General features: G+C 47.5%; 13 protein-coding genes and 3 tRNA genes. 9 read left to right on the forward strand and 7 right to left on the reverse strand.

Features of this window, described 5'->3' with window-relative positions:
* Positions 1 to 20 precede the first annotated feature (20 nt).
* Positions 21 to 1,688, reverse strand: a complete 1,668-nt coding sequence (locus tag ACSF8W_RS05735) for an ABC transporter substrate-binding protein (protein ID WP_500845821.1) — start codon at positions 1,686 to 1,688, stop codon at positions 21 to 23.
* A 1,147-nt stretch (positions 1,689 to 2,835) separates the two neighbouring features.
* Between ACSF8W_RS05735 and htpX the strand changes: the two genes are divergently transcribed.
* Both htpX and ACSF8W_RS05745 read left to right on the forward strand, forming a co-directional pair.
* On the forward strand, positions 2,836 to 3,714 hold the full coding sequence (gene htpX, locus ACSF8W_RS05740; RefSeq protein ID WP_500845823.1) for a protease HtpX: 879 nt from the start codon (positions 2,836 to 2,838) through the stop codon (positions 3,712 to 3,714).
* Between the two features lie 271 nt (positions 3,715 to 3,985).
* Positions 3,986 to 5,632, forward strand: a complete 1,647-nt coding sequence (locus ACSF8W_RS05745) for a methyl-accepting chemotaxis protein (RefSeq protein WP_500845825.1) — start codon at positions 3,986 to 3,988, stop codon at positions 5,630 to 5,632.
* A 124-nt stretch (positions 5,633 to 5,756) separates the two neighbouring features.
* On the opposite strand, the gene ACSF8W_RS05750 is transcribed toward ACSF8W_RS05745, so the two are convergent.
* The 6 genes from ACSF8W_RS05750 to ACSF8W_RS05775 all read right to left on the reverse strand — a co-directional run bounded on the left by ACSF8W_RS05750 (position 5,757) and on the right by ACSF8W_RS05775 (position 11,968).
* Positions 5,757 to 6,965: an MFS transporter gene (locus ACSF8W_RS05750; protein ID WP_500845827.1), complete on the reverse strand. Its 1,209-nt coding sequence runs from the start codon at positions 6,963 to 6,965 to the stop codon at positions 5,757 to 5,759.
* 5 nt (positions 6,966 to 6,970) lie between these two features.
* Positions 6,971 to 7,141 (reverse strand): hypothetical protein, encoded by a 171-nt coding sequence (locus ACSF8W_RS05755; protein ID WP_169749957.1) that lies wholly within the window; start codon positions 7,139 to 7,141, stop codon positions 6,971 to 6,973.
* Between the two features lie 197 nt (positions 7,142 to 7,338).
* On the reverse strand, positions 7,339 to 8,610 hold the full coding sequence (locus ACSF8W_RS05760) for an ABC1 kinase family protein (protein WP_500845934.1): 1,272 nt from the start codon (positions 8,608 to 8,610) through the stop codon (positions 7,339 to 7,341).
* A 266-nt stretch (positions 8,611 to 8,876) separates the two neighbouring features.
* Positions 8,877 to 9,719, reverse strand: coding sequence for an energy-coupling factor transporter transmembrane component T family protein (locus ACSF8W_RS05765; RefSeq protein WP_500845829.1), 843 nt, complete (start codon positions 9,717 to 9,719; stop codon positions 8,877 to 8,879).
* A gap of 2 nt (positions 9,720 to 9,721) precedes the next feature.
* Entirely contained in the window at positions 9,722 to 11,413 is a 1,692-nt protein-coding gene (locus ACSF8W_RS05770) for an ABC transporter ATP-binding protein (protein ID WP_500845831.1), read from the reverse strand.
* Positions 11,414 to 11,416: 3 nt separating this feature from the next.
* On the reverse strand, positions 11,417 to 11,968 hold the full coding sequence (locus ACSF8W_RS05775; protein WP_428476305.1) for an ECF-type riboflavin transporter substrate-binding protein: 552 nt from the start codon (positions 11,966 to 11,968) through the stop codon (positions 11,417 to 11,419).
* An 834-nt stretch (positions 11,969 to 12,802) separates the two neighbouring features.
* Here ACSF8W_RS05775 and uvrY point away from each other — a divergent pair.
* From uvrY to ACSF8W_RS05810, 7 genes are all read left to right on the forward strand, one after another.
* Entirely contained in the window at positions 12,803 to 13,447 is a 645-nt protein-coding gene (gene uvrY / locus ACSF8W_RS05780; protein ID WP_500845832.1) for a UvrY/SirA/GacA family response regulator transcription factor, read from the forward strand.
* Complete coding sequence (uvrC, locus tag ACSF8W_RS05785) at positions 13,447 to 15,279, forward strand: excinuclease ABC subunit UvrC (RefSeq protein WP_500845834.1); 1,833 nt, start codon at positions 13,447 to 13,449, stop codon at positions 15,277 to 15,279. Before uvrY ends, uvrC begins: the two co-directional genes overlap by 1 nt.
* Before the next feature lie 42 nt (positions 15,280 to 15,321).
* Positions 15,322 to 15,879 (forward strand): CDP-diacylglycerol--glycerol-3-phosphate 3-phosphatidyltransferase, encoded by a 558-nt coding sequence (gene pgsA, locus ACSF8W_RS05790; RefSeq protein WP_500845836.1) that lies wholly within the window; start codon positions 15,322 to 15,324, stop codon positions 15,877 to 15,879.
* A 258-nt stretch (positions 15,880 to 16,137) separates the two neighbouring features.
* A tRNA-Cys gene (locus tag ACSF8W_RS05795) sits at positions 16,138 to 16,211 on the forward strand.
* A 67-nt stretch (positions 16,212 to 16,278) separates the two neighbouring features.
* Positions 16,279 to 16,365 (forward strand) — tRNA-Leu (locus ACSF8W_RS05800).
* 15 nt (positions 16,366 to 16,380) lie between these two features.
* Positions 16,381 to 16,454 (forward strand) — tRNA-Cys (locus ACSF8W_RS05805).
* Between the two features lie 1,037 nt (positions 16,455 to 17,491).
* Positions 17,492 to 20,386: a pyridoxal phosphate-dependent class III aminotransferase gene (locus ACSF8W_RS05810; protein WP_500845838.1), complete on the forward strand. Its 2,895-nt coding sequence runs from the start codon at positions 17,492 to 17,494 to the stop codon at positions 20,384 to 20,386.
* Positions 20,387 to 20,437: the final 51 nt, after the last annotated feature.

A 20,437-nucleotide genomic window follows, 5' to 3' on the forward strand; every position in this document is an offset into this window, starting at 1 on the left:
GTGATGTTATATTGGCGCGGTTATGTACGTGGTTTTAAGTCCAGTACGTGCAATAAACGCTCCGGTACACCCGCCCATGACAATGGACGACCTTTTGGATTGCTCTCGCTCCACCAACCGGTAAAGCGGCTTTCGTTAAACTGGTACACGTCGACCCCAGACATCACAGGGACAGTGACTTGGTTTTCAGCAATGATTTGCTGGATCTGGTGAGCGATGTCTTTTTGTTCTTCAAGGACCGCGGTTTTATAGAACTTGTCTAGCAGTGCATCAAGCTGGGCATTCTTAAAGAAGTGCATCGCAAAGCGAGGCATGTTGCCGCCGGTTTGGTTCTGTGAGTGGTAACCACTGCTCCAGTAACGGTGCGGATCGGCGCCGTTGAAGTAGTTGGTGTAGGCCACGTCATATGTCCCAGATACCATGGCTTTGTTGTACACGGCAAAGTCAGACGTACGGGCAGTCGCATTGATCCCGACAGCGCGTAGTTGTTCGACACCCAACTGTACGGTGTTGTTGAAATCGGTCCAGCCATTGGGTGACTGCACTTCCATCAAAATCGGTTTGCCGGTTGGGGTTTCGACATAGCCATCGCCGTCAATGTCTTTAAAGCCGGCTTTTTCAAGAAGCGCTTTTGCCCCTTTTAGGTTGTAGGTGTTATAGCCTTTGTACTTGTTGTAAATGTCTTTATCAGCCCAAAATTCAAACACTTTACCTAGGCCTGACGCGTAATCATTGACCACGCCGTTACCGTAGAAGGCAATATCAATGATCTTCTGACGGTCAATCGACATAGAGAAGGCACGGCGGAAGTCGACGTTGTTGATCGCTTCATGGTTACCCGGTTTCGGGGAGTTGAAGTTCAGCATGAACGCTTGTGTACTCGCCGCTGGGTACCAGTATTTGTGGTGCTCGCTACGGGCTGCGTATGTGCTGTCGATGTCAGGAATGAAAGCCGCTGACCAGTCGAGCTCAGACTTGATGATACGGCTCAGTAGCTGATCATTGTTGGCGATTTGAGGGACGCGTAGACAGTCGACTTCAAGGTTGTCGTTATCCCAGTAATGTGGGTTACGACACTGCACGTAAAGCTGCGGGGTAAAGGTATCGATTTCAGTGAATGGGCCGGTGCCGACGGGGTTTTCGTTCGCGAAACTTTCTGGCTTCTCAACGTCTTTCCAAATATGCATCGGTACAACAGGTACGTTGGCAATTTCATACGGCAGGTTAGAGTGGGCTTCGGTTAAATCAAACACCACGTTGTTGCCTTCCTGACGCACATCTTTCAGCCAGCGGTTAATACCACGTGGGTCAAGTTCTGGTTTTGCTTTGATCAATTCAAACGAGAACACCACATCGGCTGCTGTGAAAGGCGTACCATCTGACCACTTCACCCCGTCACGGATTTCATACGTTACTTGGGTCAAATCATCTGACATGTAGTAGTTTTTCGCCAAACGCATGACCGGTTTGTTGCCGTGCATTTGGTTGAAAATCACTAAGGGTTCGTAGACGAAGTCTGTTGTCGTACGTAAGTTGGTTGAGAGGTAAGGGTTGAAGTTACGAATGAGAACCGGATAGAAGTCAGACACGATGGTCAATTGATTCTTTACTTCTGCCATTGCGCCTTGGGCGGACAATGCAGCAAGAATGACTAACGCAAGTCGAGAAGATTTCGCTTTAAATAGCATAGAGCGTCCTTACTTGATAATTCATTTGTTAAAGCGTGAATAGAGAGGCAATGCAAAACCATCACTTAACCCCAAACCGGCCACTGTTTATTTGAAAAACGAAAGCCTTTATTGAAAGCGAGTCATCGCGATGGAATTTATGAGGTGCAGAATAAATGCACCCAGTGAAATGCCATTAAAGAGTTAAGCAAGTGAAAATCAATGCCCTAGAATGGAAATAGGGCATTATCCTAGCGTGTAACGTTGTTTATATTTATATTTTTTATTCGCGCTCGAAATAAAAACATCGAGCGTGTAATAAATGATTTTTAGGTCATGTTTCATTCCGTTTATTCAGACCTGATATCTTCCTTTGCTATGAGAACAGTCTAATATGCCTTGTATGGAATGAGGAGTGGATAAATATCGCCTCAACTGGACTTCTGTATCCATAAACATAAATTGTGACGTGCTTAAACAATGCATATTAATATGAATATCACTGGTAAAAATGTGAGATGTATTCAGGTAAAAATTCAACGATGAAGGAAGAAAATGGTGGGATAGTGTTGGGGTGTGATCGCGATAACAAAAAAATCCGGCTTCATGACTGAAGCCGGATGCGTGTGTTCGGGTGGAGCCGGTAGTGCTAGTCTTGGATCAAGCCGATGAGTGCATCTTGCGTATCGGATAGGCCAGTCTTACTTCCATCTAGACCTAGTTCCTTACGCGCCTCTTCAGCTGACATACCAAGATGACAGCGCAAAATATCAATAGCTACTTGGTAGTTCTCGTGGTCAGCCATCATTCCTCCTTGATAATCAACAGCGCAACAATTTCTTTTAACTGGTACTGACAATAGTGCAATGTACCTAGGCATTCAATAAGACTAAAGTCTAATCTGCATTACATACTATGTTTACATGGAATAAATGTGATCAGTGAACGGTTTCGTGAGGGAGGGGCAGCAAGCCGCCTTTTCTAGTATTGAGGGAAGCTGACAGCATAGCTAGCAGGCAAACTCACGAAACGTAACAATTTATCTCTTTCCCTTGTTTTTCGATTAGACGACCATACTATAAGATGAAACAGGAGGACGGACACGTTGGTGTGTACTGTCATTCTTATGTTGGAATAACAACGCCTTTTTCTGGAGAAAGAGTTTACTATGAAGCGTATTGCATTGTTTTTGGCAACTAACCTGGCAGTCATGCTGGTTTTCAGTGTTGTCTTGAATGTGGTTTATGCAGTGACGGGGATGCAACCAGGTAGCCTTTCTGGCTTATTGGTGATGGCTGCCTTGTTTGGTTTTGGTGGCTCGTTAATCTCACTGTTCATGTCAAAGTCGATGGCTTTGCGTTCAGTGGGCGGTATGGTGATTGAACACCCACGTAACGAGACAGAACATTGGTTGATGGAAACCGTTTCTCGTCAGGCGCAACAAGCCGGTATTGGTATGCCTACCGTTGCGGTTTACGACTCGGGTGATATTAATGCGTTTGCAACCGGTGCCAAGCGTGATGATTCGCTGGTAGCGGTTTCTACTGGTTTACTGCAGAACATGACCCGTGATGAAGCAGAAGCCGTACTGGCACATGAAGTGAGCCATATTGCGAACGGTGACATGGTCACTATGACATTGATGCAGGGTGTGGTGAACACCTTTGTGATTTTTGTGTCACGCTTGGTGGCGGGTGCAATCAGTGGTGTGAACAACAATGAAGAAGAAGGCGAAGGCGGCAGTTACATGACGTACTTTATCGTGTCTTCAATCATGGAAGTGTTGTTTGGTTTCTTGGCGAGCATTCTCACCATGTGGTACAGCCGCCACCGCGAATTTAAAGCGGATGCAGGTTCAGCACATTTGGTCGGCAAAGAAAAGATGATCGCAGCGCTGGAACGTTTGAAGATGAGCCAAGAATCGCATCTTGAAGGGTCAATGATGGCGTTTGGTATCAATGGTAAGAAGTCGCTGTCTGAGTTGTTCATGACACACCCACCATTAGATAAGCGCATTGATGCACTTCGTCGTGGTGAGCATTTGTAAAGCGTTATGTCTTAACGTATTGATAAATTACGTAATAAGTGAAATATGAGCCTCTGACGAATCCGTCAGGGGCTTTTTTTATATACCTTTTCCATAACTGAAATAAATCTTCATGATTTTTATTAAGTTGATGAAAATTTTTCATGGAGAATATGCTCAACTTTGCAGTTAACATGCCGACATAGGTATGATTTTGACAAGAAGCGAAACATCAAATTCCTTTGAGGTGCAAATAGATAAAGCACGACAAAGTTTTTGATCAAGGATAGATATGAATTGGTTTAATAATATAAGTTTTAAGTATAAGTTGGTATTTCCGGTCCTGATTGTTGCATTGGCCTTCTCTGGCTTGATTGCACAGGTTTTCCGTTCTTATAACGAGCAACAACAAGTAGATACCTTACTCCGTGAAGACGTTCAGCCTGTGCTGGACAATTTGGAAGATTCCTATCGCGATATGTACCAAGTCATGGCTGCCGGTATGGGGATGGCTCTGACAGAGCAGCATGAAACGGCGTCCATTGAACTTCACCGTTTTAATTTTTACGATAATGCGCCGAAAGCCGCACCACGTATTTCTTCTGTCCATGCACTGGTCGACAACGGTTTCCTACCTGAATCCAGCCGCCGTAATATCCAAGAATTGGAACGTAACTTCGACACGTGGCAAAAACGCTACGAGATCATGATCGCCGATCCTGCGAATGCCAACGCGTTTTACCGTGCTAACGAACAGTTGGCCGAAAAAGACTTTGAGTCAATGCGCAAGCAGCTGAAGTTGATCCGCAATGACATTGAAAAACACCGCGCTGAGTTATTAGCCGACGTGAAAGCGCATGCGGAAGAAACCAATACCATGCTGGTGGTGGGCTCGATTTTGACCTTGTTGCTATCAGCAGCGATCACCTTGGTGGTGACCCGTTTGGTGGTGAACCCAATGCAGCAATTAACGGATACGTTGAAAGAAATTTCAGCGGGTGATGGTGATTTGTCTGCGCGCGTACATGTGTCGGGTGAGGACGAAGTTGGTCAGTTGGCGGTAGCGTTCAATACGTTCGTGGAAAAAATCCATAACACCTTAGGTAAAGTGGTGGCAACCTCGCATCAAGTGCGCTCTGAAGCGGAACAGTTAACCGCATTGACCAATAATATTCTGTATGCCTCGCAAGAGCAGCAAAGTCAGTATGATCAAGTGGCTGCAGCGGTACAAGAGTTGAGTGCAACCAGCCAGACGGTGAGTGGTCACGCCAGTGATGCCGCGAACGTGACCACTGATATCAGTATCCAGTCACACCAAGTACAAGTGACACTGGATGAATCGGTGAGTGCAATTGGTCAGTTGGCGAATGAAATCGATCAGTCGAGTGGCTTGATTCAAGAGCTTGAAAAGAACGTAGGTGGCATTGCGTCTATTCTGGAAGTGATCCGTGGGATTGCCGATCAAACCAACTTGCTGGCATTGAATGCTGCGATTGAAGCTGCGCGTGCGGGTGAGCAAGGGCGTGGTTTTGCCGTCGTTGCTGATGAAGTGCGTTCTCTGGCGAGCAAGACGCAGTCATGTACCGGTGAAATCCATACCATGATTGAGAAGCTGCAAGAAACGGTGGACCACTCGGTACAGGCGATGCGTAATAACTCCGCAGCCGGTACACACACGGTAGAACGTGCCCAGCAAACCAATACTGCGCTAGATGCAATGAGCCAGTCTATTGTGTTGATCAATGACATGAATACGCAAGTGGCGACAGCCGCGCAGCAGCAAACGACGGTAACGGATGAGTTGACCCATAACATCCATGATATCGTGGCGGGTTGTACGGAAACCTTGGGCCATGTACAAAACGCACAGCTAGCCTGTCAGAGCCTCGCGAAACAAAGCGAAGTGTTGGATGGGTTGATTGCACAGTTCCGAGTATAACGCGGCAATGGCAGATTGAATGCGGTATGAATATCCGTGTGATAACGTGAAAAAATAAAACGGGCAGCCTTGTGGGCTGCCCGTTTTTTTATCGCTAAATGTTACGTTGCTTGTCAGTGCGGCGTTATGCCATGCTTGGTTGACGCACAATCGGTTTGTCATCCACTGGAATATGGATTAACGCAGCCAAGAAGGCCAACACAACGGTGCTCCACCAAATAGGTTCGTAACTGCCGTAGTAATCGTAAATACGGCCACCGGCCCATGCCCCCAGGAAACTGCCGACTTGGTGCGTGAAGAAGACCAAACCGTACAGGGTAGACATGTAACGAGCACCGAAGATCTGACGTACCAAGCCAGACGTTAACGGTACGGTACCCAGCCAGCAGAAACCGATCGCGCCACCAAAGAGGGCAGCGGTTTCAACCGTCACGGGGAACAGCACGAAACACGCAATCACGACAGTACGCATCAGGTACAATGCCGTCATCACATAGCGCTTGCTGAACTTGTCGCCCATCACGCCCCAGAAGTAACTGCCGAAGATATTGAAGATCCCCACGTACGCCAATGCCATTGCCGCTGCTGATGCCGGCAGGCCTTTATCAGCCAGATAGCTTGGTAGGTGGGTGGCAATGAACATCACGTGGAAACCGCACACGAAAAAGCCCAGATGAATTAACCAGTAGCCACGGTGATGAAAGGCTTCGCTCAAGGCTTCGCGTAGCGTCTGCTCATGCACAGGTGCTTGTCCTGCTGGCGTTGCCGCTGTTTTGGTTTTCATGAAGCATGAAAATGCCAAAATCAGGCCACACAACATGGCAAAGACTTGCAGTGCGGTTTGCCAGTTGAAATCACTCAGTAGGTACTGCGCACCCGGGATCACGGCAAACATGCCGAACGAACCTGCCGCCGTGGTTAAGCCAAAGGCTTTGGCTGTGTGTTCCGCTGGAACGACACGTGCAACCGCACCCAGCACGATGACGTAACTGGTTGCGCTCAGGCCAAGGCCGACCAACCCACCTAATGTGAGGAATAGCCAGTTGGGCTCAAGGGCGATAGACGTTAAGTAAAGGCCCAACGCATACGCAATGGCCCCGGTCCAAATAACACGTTGAGCGCCCCAGCGGTCTGCTGCCATGCCGACAAAAGGTTGGAATACACCAAAAAGAAGGTTCTGCAAGGCAATCGCAAGGCTAAAAAATTCTCGACCGGTATCAAAGTGGGTCGAGATGGGCATCATAAAGATACCAAATGACTGCCTGATCCCTAGGCTGATAATCAATGTACCAATTCCCATCCAAACTAGAAGGGGAAAGCGAAAAATACTCATTGTGTTTAAAGTCCTGAATAGTTAGGGCTTGTTGAATTTTGCTGATGGCAACCACCGCTCATCGCATGTGCAGCCAATGCGTCCAGCAAAGGCTGGCAGTGGTGCACACCCACTAAAGTGATCGCCAGTAAAATCGTCATACGGATCAACTGCGCACGTAGAGATTGCGAGAACATGAATACCTCAATCGAAAAAAGAGGCCGGATGATAGTGGATTCAATGACATGACTCAAATGAGCAAAATTCAACTATGGTATGCGTCAGACGCATACGCTGAAGGGCTGGACAGACATTGATGATGTGTTAGACAAAAACAGAAAATGTGACCAAGATCTCACACATTATGACGTCTGTAAGCGGGCAATAAAAGCGGTCACACTGACTGATAATAAGGTATAAACAGCGCTCGCACATTCACTTGCGCCTTCAGACGCGCTGCCAGTAGGTATAATCCGCCCAATTTACGGTGGAAGAAAATGGCATCGGCCGGGGGCGTATGCCAATAGTTTTCTCGCGTACTCAGCGCAGTGCCGGCATCGCGAATGCGCTGTGCTAAATCGGTTTGGCCAAAGTCAAAGATGCCATCATAAATAACGGGCTCACAGGCTTCTTTACACAGCTCCACCACGGCGTGTTGTTGGCGATCAGTAATGGGCTGGCTAAAGAAACCAATTTGTTTGAGCGCCCCCTGCATTCCCGCATCGTTGTTATGCATCGCCTGGCTGATCAGCGCTTGGTAGCCCGTGGCTATGTGTTCGGGATACTGCCGGGTCGCACCGAAATCCAACAGTACCAATTGGCGGCTTTCAAGGTCATACAGGAAGTTGGCAAAATTGGGATCGGTTTGTACCAAGCGGAAAGCAAACATTTCTTTAAATAACAGTTCAAACGCTAACGCCATGACACGATTACGTACGGCTTGCGGTTGAGTGTGCAGGTGCTCAACAGGTTCACCTTCCACAAACTGCATGGCGAGGATATGTTCCGTGGTGAGATCGTCATACACAGCGGGGATGCGATAACGCTGATCATCTCGTAATAGCGCTTTGTATTGCTTGAGGAGTGAAGCTTCGAGCAAATAATCGGCTTCATCATGCAGCTGTTTTTTGGCGTCGGCCAATAAAGGCTGATAATCGACCTCTTTGGGGATCAGTCCTGAGATCTTAAGCAGAGTAGCCACATTATCGACATCGCTATCTATGCTCTCTTTGATACCTGGATATTGGATTTTGAGTGCAACCCGTTCGCCTTGCAGTGTCGTGGCTTCGTGGACTTGCCCGATGGACGCGGCGGCAATGGGATAAAAAGAGAAACGCTGGAAGCGGTCTTGCCAATCCAGCTCCCATTCTTGCTCCAGTAAATGATTAAGCTGACTGATAGGCATGGCTTTGGCTTCAGAGCGAAGTCGCGCAAGCAGGTCGGCCAGTTCTGGCGGGAGTAAGTCACCGGCATCCATCGACATTAATTGGCCGACTTTCATTGCCGCGCCGCGTAATTGGGCGAGCTGCTCGGCAACCCGTTTGGCATTGGCGGGCGTTAGCAGTAAATCACTGGCGCGAGGCCTGTTGCCTTGTGCAAGTTGTTTGACCCCTTCTGATACCATGCTGCCTGCAACCCGTGATGCCAGCATTCCCAGCTTACTCATGCGCGACAACCGGCTTTTAGGTACCGGGGCGAACTCTTGCTCAGAAGAGGGGGAGTGATTGTCAAACAGCGAGGTAGGAACAGGGCGTTTTTTATCGGTCATTGCGATTATCATCATCCATTCAGGCTAGCGTTACATGTGACAAATACGTGCTGCTAGCAAGAATAGTTCAATGACAGGGGGGAAGACGAACATGGCCAGCAAAGCTGGCCATGTGTCGGAGACGTGTGAGTGGTGTTACCTAAAAAGCCACTTTATTTGTGATATCAGCCGAACGGATACCAGAATAGCTGCTCAGCCTGATAGCGGTTAGCAAAGCTTGCTGCAAGTACCAGACCTAACACGGCCAACACGGCAAAGTCAGCCTTCGTCAGTGGCTTTTGGCTGTACCAGCTACGTGCTTTATTGCGGCCAAAGCCACGCAGTGTCATGGCGTTAGAAATCACATCTGCGCGATCAAGGCTTGAGAAAATCAAGGGACCCAGAATTTTCGCCACATTTTTAATGCGGGTAAAAACAGGTGCATTTTTAGAAATGTCCACACCACGCGCTTGCTGTGCATGCATGATGTTGATGAAATCTTTGGTCACTTCCGGTAGATAACGCAAGGTTAGGCTAACAGCATAAGCAATACGGTAAGGCACGCCTAAACGGTTCAAACTAGCAGAAAACTCTGTCGGGTGCGTTGTAAACACAAACACCAGTGCAATCGGGAACATACTGAAGTATTTCAGCGTGACCGTCAGCAGATAAAACAGGGTTTCTAGGGTGATGGAATAATTCCCCGCCACCGGCAGTAACACCGTTTGGCTCCCCATGTATTCGGTGCCTTGCTGTGGCGCGATAGCGAACATAAACACAGCGTTCATGAGCAACACGCTGACCGTACCCGTCATCAATGTTTTGTATGCAGAAAACGGCACACGAGACAGACGTAATAGACCAAAACCGACCAAGATCAGTGCAAGAATAACGCGCAGGTCAAAGGTCATAAGCACGACCGTTACCCATGCCATGAACAGTAAAAATTTGGTAATACCGTTGAGCGCATGCAACGGTGAACCGGTATTCACATAGCTAATACCGAATTTAATTTTATTGGTTTTCATTATTATGCTTTTGCCTCATGGTTAATGAAGCAACGAATAAAGTTATCAATACGTTCAATACCTAAGCGCTCTGCTAGAGTATATAAACTGGTGACAGTCAGGTTGGCTTGTTCAAGCAACGCAGGCTGGCTGAATACCAGGTTCACCGCTTCATCGGCCAGTAGCAGGCTGTCAGCAATTACGATGGCACGGTCGGTGTATTCCAAGACCAGATGCATATCATGAGAGATGATCACAATGGTTAATCCCAGTGACTGGTTGATCTCACGAATGAAATTCATCATTTTGGTGTAGTGGTAATAATCCTGACCTGATGTTGGTTCATCCAAAATCAGTAGTTTTGGCTCAAGCACCAGCATAGTCGCAATCGTCACACGTTTTTTCTGGCCGTAGCTCAGGGCGTCGATCGGCCAGTGGTGGTAACGACCCAAGCCGCATAGCTCTAGCGTTGCCATCACTTTTTCTTTGATTTGATCTTCAGCCATGCCACGGTTACGCAGACCCGATGCCACTTCATCAAAAATCATATGGTGTGAAATCATATGATTCGGGTTTTGCAGCACAATACCGATGTCTTGGCTGCGTTCAAAAATAGAACGCGAGGCAATGTCTTCACCGTTGAAGTGAATGGAGCCGGCATCGGCTTCTAATACACCCATAATTAAACGGGTGATCGTGGATTTGCCCGATCCATTTTTGCCCAGAATCGAAACAAACTCACCTTGGTTAATCGTGAAGCTGACATCACTCAATGTCTGACGTACATCATCATAGGAGTAGCTGACATTGTTTAGCGCCAGTAACGGTGTTTTTGTCACCTTTCCAGACGTTTCACTTTGCTGTTGATACCAATCCAAGAGGGTAGGGGCAAAGCGGGATAGATCCATCGCGCCTAAATTCGCGGGTTTGTCGGCTTCAGTGATTTCGCAGCCTGCCGCTTTCATTGCGGATAGATATAACGGCTCACGGATACCGTGCTTAGCCAGTAGCGGACTGGCCAACAGGGCATCTGGCGTCATGTCAGCAACGATTTCACCGCGTTCCATCATGATGATACGGTCAACCGGACAATGCAGCACATCTTCCAGACGGTGTTCGATGATCACGACCGTTTTACCCGTTTCGCGGTGTAAGCGATCAATGATTTCAATCGTGGATTTGCCGGTTTTAGGGTCAAGGCTTGCTAACGGTTCATCAAATAGCAGGATGTCGACATCATCAACCATGACGCCAGCCAGTGAAACACGTTGCTTTTGACCGCCGCTAAGATCAAACGGTGACAGGTGCAGCATGGTATCCAGATCCAGCATGGCCGCTGTTTCTTCTACGACACGGTGCATAGGGCCCGGTGCCACCATCTGGTTTTCCAGTGCAAAAGCGATGTCTTCCCCGATGCTCAGGCCGACAAACTGGCCGTCAGTATCTTGCAGTACGGTGCCCACAAGGTTGGTGCACTGGTGAAGATCCATGTGCTGCGTGTCATGGCCTCCAATGCGCAGAGAGCCGGTGATGTCGCCTTTGATTGCAAACGGGATTAAACCATTCAGGCATTGGCCAAGGGTGGATTTGCCGCTGCCGCTAGGGCCGACAATCACGACCTTTTCACCTTTCTCGATCGTTAAATTGATGTTCTTTAGGGTCGGTTGTTCCAACGCCCAGTATTTGAACGAGAAATTAGAAAACTCAATGGACATGCGTTAGTAAGCCTCTTTCAGGTTATAGCTTTGTTGCTTGCGTTTGGCGACAGACGTCAAAATGAAGTGGCCAACAATTGCAATGAGCAGGGTGTTGCCAGCGGCAATGATAGTGAGCTGTGCCAATACTTTGGTAAACGGTTCGGCGTACAGTACGGCATCTAAGAATGCGGAGGTGCCGTAGCCAATGACGTTGCCAAGGAAGGCCAGCAAAACGAACAGGCAGAAATCCCAACGGGTGAAGATGCCTTTTTCAATGCGCTGTTTGGTGATTTTTGGGTAGAGGCCAATCAGTAGCCCCACAATGCCAGAGCCAATTACCCAAGTGATCCACACGCCCCAACCGGCGAACAGATCCGTGACCCAGTGGCCAATGAAACCAACGAGGAAACCCACTAAAGGGCCAAATAGCACGCCAAACAGGGCAAGCACGGCCATTGCGGGTTTTAAAGTGGTATTTGCGAAGACAGGAATACCGAACATAGGCAAGCCGCCTATTCCATACAAGGCAGCACCAATAGCGATGACCACAACTGTCTTAGCCGAGAGATTCATGACATAACCTTTATATACTCTTGGGGGTATTTGCGTTTTTTTGTCAACCACGAGGCTGCTTTGCGGGGCGCTGTCATTAGCGAGGTGTGAGTAGCAATAGGGTCGCGACTCGCGGGAAAATATCCGTTTTGAGCAAGAGCAGTTATGTCGGGAGACATAAGAGGGGCGCATCATACATGAACCGAATAAAGAAAGGAAACCTTTACTTCTAGACGTCTAACTCTTAATCAATTCATGTATTCTAAGGGCTATACTCACAAAATAATATGCAATTCAATGAACCATATTGCGTTATTTAACGTAAAAAGTGATGATCGTAAACGCCTAGAAAGTTAGGCAGGCTATGGCTTGGCCGCACAACCCTGACAAAGTGGGATTTAGACGAGAAGCCATCGGTTAATATCGTGTTAAATGCCGTAAAATGGCAGTAATGGACAGCCAGTAAATTGGAGTTATGAAAAGAATAGCAGCCAATGGCGAAGATATAACCAGTATGCCTTGTAGGGATGCTTTTAACGCAGTGATTTTTTTATAGAAAATAGCGAATTCAGTCGAAAAATGAAAGTGAATGTTAATGACTTTAAATGTTGAATATTGTGCTTTATTTTTCTGGATTTATAGTAAATACTGCGTTTGGTACTCGCTTTATTTCGAAGCGCGTAAAATATAAACAAACCCAATTTTGTCAAGCGTTAAGTTGCAGTCAAAATTTGCGCTGAGACACAGAATCTGCCTGTGTTCATAGTGGAAATTAAGGTAAAATTGGGTAGTATCAGTAGCAGCAATCCCGCCATTTCGGCTGGGTGCAGAGCCAAATCATATCGGAGATACAGCTTGATTAATGTATTCCTTGTAGATGATCACGAACTGGTTCGCACAGGGATCCGACGTCTTCTCGAAGATGTCCGTGGTATTAAAGTGGTAGGGGAAGCCGACAGTGGTGAAGAAGCCGTAAAGTGGTGTCGTCAGGAGCACGCTGACATCATTCTTATGGACATGAATATGCCAGGTATTGGTGGCCTTGAAGCGACGCGTAAAATTCTACGTTTTAGTCCTGATGTTAAAATTATTGTTTTAACCATTCATACGGAAAATCCATTCCCAACGAAAGTGATGCAAGCTGGTGCGGCGGGCTATCTGACGAAAGGGGCGGGGCCAAATGAAATGGTCAACGCAATTCGCATGGTGCACAGTGGGCAACGCTATATCTCACCTGAGATCGCGCAGCAAATGGCATTAAGCCAGTTTGCGCCAAATTCTGAAAATCCGTTTAAAGATCTCTCTGAGCGCGAATTGCAGATCATGATGATGATCACCAAAGGGCAAAAGGTCACTGACATTTCTGAGCAGTTAAGCCTGAGTCCTAAAACCGTGAATAGCTACCGTTATCGTCTGTTCAATAAGTTGAATATTAGCGGCGATGTCGAGTTAACCCATCTTGCTATACGCCATGGAATGCTAGACGCAGAGACGTTGTAGTGTCAGAACTGTTTGATGCAAAAAGCTTTCTGAAAACGGTTACTCACCAGCCAGGCGTATATCGCATGTATGACTTGGCTGATGAGGTTATCTATGTCGGAAAAGCGAAAGATCTCAAAAAACGGCTGTCTAGTTACTTTCGTACTCAGGTAGCCGGTGAGAAAACACGTGCGTTGGTGAAAAATATCGCCAAGGTTGACGTGACGGTGACACACACCGAAACCGAAGCGCTCATTCTTGAGCACAATTACATCAAGCTTTACCTTCCTAAATACAATGTCCTGCTCCGGGACGATAAATCGTACCCTTACATCTTTTTAAGCCAAACTGCGCATCCGCGCTTAAGCCTTCATCGTGGCGTGAAAAAACGTAAAGGGGAGTACTTTGGCCCGTATCCTGATGGTGGGGCAGTACGTGAAAGCCTGCATTTATTACAGAAAATCTTCCCGATTCGCCAATGCGAAGACTCGGTCTATGCTAATCGAAGCCGTCCTTGTTTGATGTATCAAATTGGTCGCTGTTTAGGACCGTGTGTCAAAGGCTTAGTCAGTGAGGCGGAATACCAAGAGCAGGTTGATTTCGTCCGGTTATTCTTAAAAGGCAAAGATCGGCAGGTGATCACCGCACTGGTCGAGAAAATGGAGATCGCGAGCCAACAGTTAGCGTTTGAGAAAGCAGCGACGTACCGCGATCAGATCCAAGCGCTACGACGGGTGCAAGAGCAACAGTTTGTTAGCCAAGACAGCGATGATGATTTGGATGTGGTCGGCATTGCTCACGAGGGGGGCATGGCGTGTATTCATGCGTTGTTTATCCGACAGGGCAAAATTTTAGGTAGCCGCAGTTATTTTCCGCGTATGCCACAAGACGCCGCCATGACCGATGTATTATCGAGTTTTGTTAGCCAGTACTATTTGAATCAGGCTGAAGGGCGTGTGATACCCAATGAAATCTTACTCGGTCAATCGCTGGGGGATGAGCAGGATGTGATTGCGCGTACGTTGTCTGAGCTGGCTGGGCGTAAGATCACCATTAAAGTCACCACACGTGGTAATAAAGCAAAGTTTCAGCGTTTGGCACAAACCAATGCGCGCACGGCATTGATCAGTAAACTGAATCATAAAATGACCATTCACCAACGTTTTGTGGCGTTAAGAGAAGCACTTAGCCTGAATACGCTGGAACGGATGGAATGTTTTGATATTAGTCATACCATGGGCGAGAAAACCGTGGCATCGTGTGTGGTCTTCAATCAAGAGGGGCCATTGAAGCAGGAATATCGCCGTTACAACATCACCGATATCACCGGCGGGGATGATTATGCCGCGATGGCGCAAGTGCTTGCCCGCCGTTACGGTGGACAGGTCGATCCCGACAAGATTCCTGATATTATTTTTATCGATGGGGGTAGAGGTCAGCTCTCAAGAGCGTATGATGTAGTCAATCCGTTAATGGCGGAGTGGCCAAAACGGTCAATGTTGATCGGTGTAGCGAAAGGCACTACGCGTAAGCCTGGGCTAGAAACCCTGATCATGACCACAGGTGAAGAATTTTCGATGCCTTCAGATTCACCGGCATTGCATCTGATCCAGCATATTCGTGATGAAAGTCATAACCATGCGATCAGTGGTCACCGTGCACAGCGTGCAAAGGTGAGAAAACGCAGTGCACTCGAAGATGTGGAAGGGATCGGGCCAAAGCGGCGTCAAGCATTGCTCAAATACATGGGTGGGTTACAGGAACTGAAGAAAGCAAGCAGAGAAGAAATCGCCAAGGTACCGGGCATCAGCAAGGCGTTGGCGGAAAAAATATATGACGCATTGCAACATTAAGCAGTGTGGCCAGACAAAAATTCAAAATAAGAATTAGTATTTATGCGTTTAACTATTCCGAACATTTTAAGTTTCATACGGCTATTGCTCATTCCATTTTTCGTACTTGCTTTTTATTTGCCGTATAGTTGGTCGCCCTTTGCGACGGCGATGATTTTCTTTGTGGCTGGCGTAACAGATTGGTTTGACGGCTATTTGGCTCGAAAACTGAACCAGACGACGCGTTTTGGTGCGTTTATTGATCCGGTTGCTGATAAGGTGATGGTTGCTACCGCACTTGTGCTGGTGGTTGAGCAGTATCATTCGTTGTGGATAACCATTCCTGCGATCACCATGATTGGCCGTGAGATCATTATTTCTGCCTTGCGTGAATGGATGGCTGAACTGGGTAAACGTTCGAGCGTGGCGGTATCTTGGGTGGGTAAAGTGAAAACGGCCTCTCAGATGCTGGCGTTGCTGCTATTGCTATGGCACCCGCATGAATGGTTGGTATGGCTGGGCTATGCCTCGTTGTATATTGCGATGATTTTGACTTACTGGTCCATGTATATCTATCTGCGTGCCGCTAAAGACGACTTATTTAACCCTGAACATATGTAAACAGACGTCACGTATACGCATAAAAAAAGCAGCCTATTGGCTGCTTTTTTTGTTTTTGATGACATTACCACAATAGATTGTGTGGCGTTATTGTCGATTGAACTGTCTATTTTCTCTCATATTTGATCTTGAAGTATCTTAATTGATTGAAAATAAGCCGAACGATACGTTTTTCTGTATTTTATGCGTGACAGCCTGTGAGGGTTGTGTAGAATGGCTGCCATACCGACGGGGAACAACCCCAACGGAATGAAAAATGGCGCGTTGGCAGAGTGGCTATGCAGCGGATTGCAAATCCGTGTACCTCGGTTCGACTCCGGGACGCGCCTCCAGATTAAATGATATGGCTCATGAGCGATATCAAATGGTGTACCTTTCAGGCACCGCAAAGATTTGCGTGCCCTGGTGGTGAAATTGGTAGACACAAGGGATTTAAAATCCCTCGACGTTCGCGTTGTGCCGGTTCAAGTCCGGCCCGGGGCACCATTAAACAAAGATTAAGGCGCGTTGGCAGAGTGGCTATGCAGCGGATTGCAAATCCGTGTACCTCGGTTCGACTCCGGGACGCGCCTCCATTCTACAAAGAACCAGCATGAAAATGCTGGTTTTTTTGTATCTGCCGTTCAGCTTCCGCTATATGTGCCTGTTCCTGTTCAAATCCAAGCCCTATAAACAGCCTTTTTGCTTTTTCTCACACGCCCTTATGTCCCCGATACATATCCCGCGATCCGCCGCATTGAGTGCAGCCTAGTCACGGATAAATACGCGTATTGGGGGGCTGATGATAGCCGCTTTCGTTAACGTTGTACTCAGCAGCAATCTTGAGAATATATAGCCAATACGTTAAATGAGGCTGAGGGATATATCTCATTAAAATCATCATACATAGAGTAAATATGTCAAAACATGTCAGATATTACGATTATATTAGCGATTGTTTTGCTACCGCTGCGTCAATGTGACTTTTTTGTAGAAATGACCAATTAAGTCGAAATTATGAAAGAAATGAGGGAAATATTACTTGGCAGACATAACCGCTCTATGGTACTTTTCTGCGCAATCTCAGGGGGAAGTTGTACTGAGGCATACTGTATCAAGAAGTATTCGGGCTGATTGCTCTTGGTACGCTGTAGGTATTGGCTATTTTCGGTAGTCAATAGAAGGGCATTAATAGCGCTGACCTGTTAGGAAAGCAGGCGCATATTGAGGGAACCCAACGTGAAATTTTTAACATTATCAAACCTAATCAGCTTTGTCTTACCCAATTGCAGTATTATTACTGAGCCTTGATCTTTCTGATCACAATTACTGGTTTCATAACGCCTTGACTGCCGATTGAACGAATTTATTTGCCATAAGGCAAACGTTTGTCACGGTTGTCAGTTTGTTATTGGTCACGCCGAGAATGTATAGCAATTTCGGCTGTTTATAGTTAATGCATCATGAGAAATGATGTTATTGGCACTGTATCGGTGACCCCTCACTCCCTAAGCCAGAGATGCACTATTCCCAATAATAAAAATGAATAGTCAAATCGTCAGTTGTTTTAATCAACAATGGCAAAGGAGCGATGTTAGTCGTATACGTGCGCTGTGATGAGATGGAATAAAGCATGAGTAACGTGTTTGACCTTGATGAGCTAAAACTCGGTTCGAATGTCCCTGTTGTACAGGGTGTGTATGATCTAACGCCTGATGAATTATTGCTTAGCCAAGAGCATTATGAATCAGAAGTGCGTTCGTATCCGCGTCGCCTGCCGCTGGCTATTGCTAAAGCGTCTGGTGTTTTGGTCGAAGACAGCCGCGGTCAGTTATTTTTGGACTGCCTAGCGGGTGCTGGTACGTTGGCAATGGGTTACAACCACCCTGAAATTAATCAAGCGATCATTGATCAGCTAAACGCAGGTCTGCCTTATCAGACGCTTGATATCACCACACCAGTGAAAGACAAATTTATTAAGGAAGTGATGAACTTCCTGCCTGCTGAATTTGCCAAAAATGCACGCATTCAATTCTGTGGCCCTTCGGGTGCCGATGCGGTTGAAGCGGCAATTAAGCTGGCGAAGCAAACCACGGGCCGTAACACCATGGCTGCGTTCCACGGTGCATACCACGGTATGACCAACGGTACGATGGCGATGATGGGTAACCTGAATACCAAAGCGCGCCGTACTGGCCTGATGGCAGACGTGCAATTCTTGCCGTTCCCATACAGCCTACGCTGCCCGTTTGGTCTTCACGGTGAAGAAGGTGCGAAGCAAAGCATCCGTTACATCGAGCGTATGCTGAATGATGACGAAAGTGGCGTGCAGAAACCTGCTGCTATTATCGTTGAGCCTGTACAAGGTGAGGGCGGTGTACTGCCTGCGCCTGCGTTCTGGCTGCGTGAATTGCGTCGTATCACTAAAGAACACGGCATCCTACTGATTTTTGATGAAATCCAGTGTGGTATCGGTAAAACAGGTTTCAACTTTGCGTTCGAAGAAGCGGGTATTACACCGGATGTGTTGTGTCTGTCTAAAGCAGTGGGCGGTGGTCTGCCAATGTCACTGCTTATCTTCGATAAAGAGTTTGATACATGGCGTCCAGGTGAGCACACCGGTACGTTCCGTGGTAACCAGCTAGCGATGGCAACCGGTGCAAAAGCACTTGAGATTATCCGTCGTGATAACTTGGTTGAGCACGCACGTAACGCGGGTCAGTACCTGCGCGAAGGTCTAGAGCGTATTGCTCAGAAAGTGGATTGTATCGCAGAAGTTCGCGGTAAAGGCCTGATGCTGGGTGTTGAAATCTGTAATCCAGACGGTGCTAAGAACAAGTTTGGTGAACCAGAAGCGGCACCTGCGCTAACCATGGCGATTCAGCGTGCGGCGCTAGAGCGTGGTTTGATCATCGAGAAAGGCGGCCGTCAGGGTTCTGTTCTGCGTTTCCTTCCACCGTTGATCATCAGCTTCGAGCAGCTTGATTTTGCATTGGCAACCCTAGAAGAAGCCATGATGGTGACAGCGGGGCCAGCAACCGCAAAAAAGTCGTCAGCGAGTAACGCATCTGAAATGTGGCGCGAGCACTTTATCCACACGGGTAAAGGCGGTGCAGACGCATTTGAATCTGCGTTGAACCAAACAACACGTGTGATGAAAAACGTGTTTGAAAATACAGACTCGCCATACTCAGGTTTGGATCCGCAGGTGCTGAAAACCCTGATCAATAATATTGATTTGGATAACCAGCAGATGCCGTTGGACATGGTGATTGAGCAAACCGGTGATCTGATCGCCAAGAACTCAATCATGGTTCAGCACCCACGTTGTATTGCGCACCTACACACACCGCCATTGTTGTCTTCTGTTGCTGCAGAAGCCTTCATTGCAGCCCTGAACCAGTCAATGGATTCATGGGATCAGTCAAGTGCGGCAACGTTTGTTGAGCAAAAAGTGGTGGATTGGGTCTGCGAGCAGTACCAATTGGGTGAGCAAGCTGATGGTGTATTCACCAGCGGTGGCACGCAGTCAAACCTAATGGGTTTGTTGTTGGCGCGCGACAAAGCGGCTGAAGCGATGTCTGGTCACAACATCCAGAAGCAAGGTCTGCCTGAGTACGCCGGTAAGATGCGTATTCTTTGCTCGAAGAAATCACACTTTACCGTGCAGAAGTCAGCATCGCTGATGGGCTTGGGTGAGCATTCAGTGGTTACCGTGGATACCAATCCAAACGGTACGATCAAACTGGCGTCACTGATTGAAACGGTTGAAGCGCTAAAAGCGGAAGGTTTACTGCCATTTGCCCTAGTAGGTACGGCGGGTACGACTGACCACGGTGCGATTGATGATCTGAATGGCCTTGCTGAGGTTGCTCAGCAGCATAACCTATGGTTCCACGTTGATGGTGCCTACGGCGGTGCGTTGATCCTTAGCCGTCACAAAACGCGTCTGCAAGGTATCGAGAAAGCGGATTCTGTGAGCGTTGACTTCCACAAGTTGTTCTTCCAAACAATTAGCTGTGGTGCGGTGCTGATCAAAGACAAAGCGAACTTCAAGTTCTTGCTACACCATGCAGATTACTTGAACCGTGAAGATGATTTGTTGCCAAACCTTGTCGACAAATCTATCGCGACAACCAAGCGTTTCGATGCGTTGAAAGTGTTGATGACCATGCAGAGCGTTGGTCCTCAGGCTCTGGGTGCGATGTACGATCACCTGCTGAATCAAACGCAGCAAGTGGCTGACATGATTAACCAGTCATCAGACTTTGAGCTATTGGCTGATCCTGCGCTTTCAACCGTGCTATTCCGTTATGTGGGTAGCAACGAAGACGCTGCTATTGATGCGATCAACAAGAAACTGCGTTTTGATGCGTTAGTGAAAGGTATCGCTGTGATGGGCGAAACCGTGGTTGATGGCAAAATTGCATTGAAATTCACTATTCTGAACCCATGCCTAGCATTGTCAGATTTTGAATCACTACTGCAAGCTATTCGCCAACTTGCTGCTCAAATTGAGCGTGCATAAGGTTAATTGAAAGACCAGAAACAGCCGGGTTCGCTCGGCTGTTTCTACACC

Source organism: Photobacterium sp. 270122K, assembly GCF_059941365.1.

What these genes read in the sequence shown, in the direction of transcription:
- ACSF8W_RS05765 (WP_500845829.1), bottom strand. Translation starts at nt 9,719, where the DNA reads ATGAAAACCAATAAAATTAAATTCGGTATTAGCTATGTGAATACCGGT.
- htpX (WP_500845823.1), top strand. Translation starts at nt 2,836, where the DNA reads ATGAAGCGTATTGCATTGTTTTTGGCAACTAACCTGGCAGTCATGCTG.
- ACSF8W_RS05775 (WP_428476305.1), bottom strand. Translation starts at nt 11,968, where the DNA reads ATGAATCTCTCGGCTAAGACAGTTGTGGTCATCGCTATTGGTGCTGCC.
- pgsA (WP_500845836.1), top strand. Translation starts at nt 15,322, where the DNA reads ATGCGTTTAACTATTCCGAACATTTTAAGTTTCATACGGCTATTGCTC.
- ACSF8W_RS05745 (WP_500845825.1), top strand. Translation starts at nt 3,986, where the DNA reads ATGAATTGGTTTAATAATATAAGTTTTAAGTATAAGTTGGTATTTCCG.
- ACSF8W_RS05760 (WP_500845934.1), bottom strand. Translation starts at nt 8,610, where the DNA reads ATGAGTAAGCTGGGAATGCTGGCATCACGGGTTGCAGGCAGCATGGTA.
- ACSF8W_RS05750 (WP_500845827.1), bottom strand. Translation starts at nt 6,965, where the DNA reads ATGAGTATTTTTCGCTTTCCCCTTCTAGTTTGGATGGGAATTGGTACA.
- ACSF8W_RS05770 (WP_500845831.1), bottom strand. Translation starts at nt 11,413, where the DNA reads ATGTCCATTGAGTTTTCTAATTTCTCGTTCAAATACTGGGCGTTGGAA.
- ACSF8W_RS05755 (WP_169749957.1), bottom strand. Translation starts at nt 7,141, where the DNA reads ATGTTCTCGCAATCTCTACGTGCGCAGTTGATCCGTATGACGATTTTA.
- ACSF8W_RS05735 (WP_500845821.1), bottom strand. Translation starts at nt 1,688, where the DNA reads ATGCTATTTAAAGCGAAATCTTCTCGACTTGCGTTAGTCATTCTTGCT.
- ACSF8W_RS05810 (WP_500845838.1), top strand. Translation starts at nt 17,492, where the DNA reads ATGAGTAACGTGTTTGACCTTGATGAGCTAAAACTCGGTTCGAATGTC.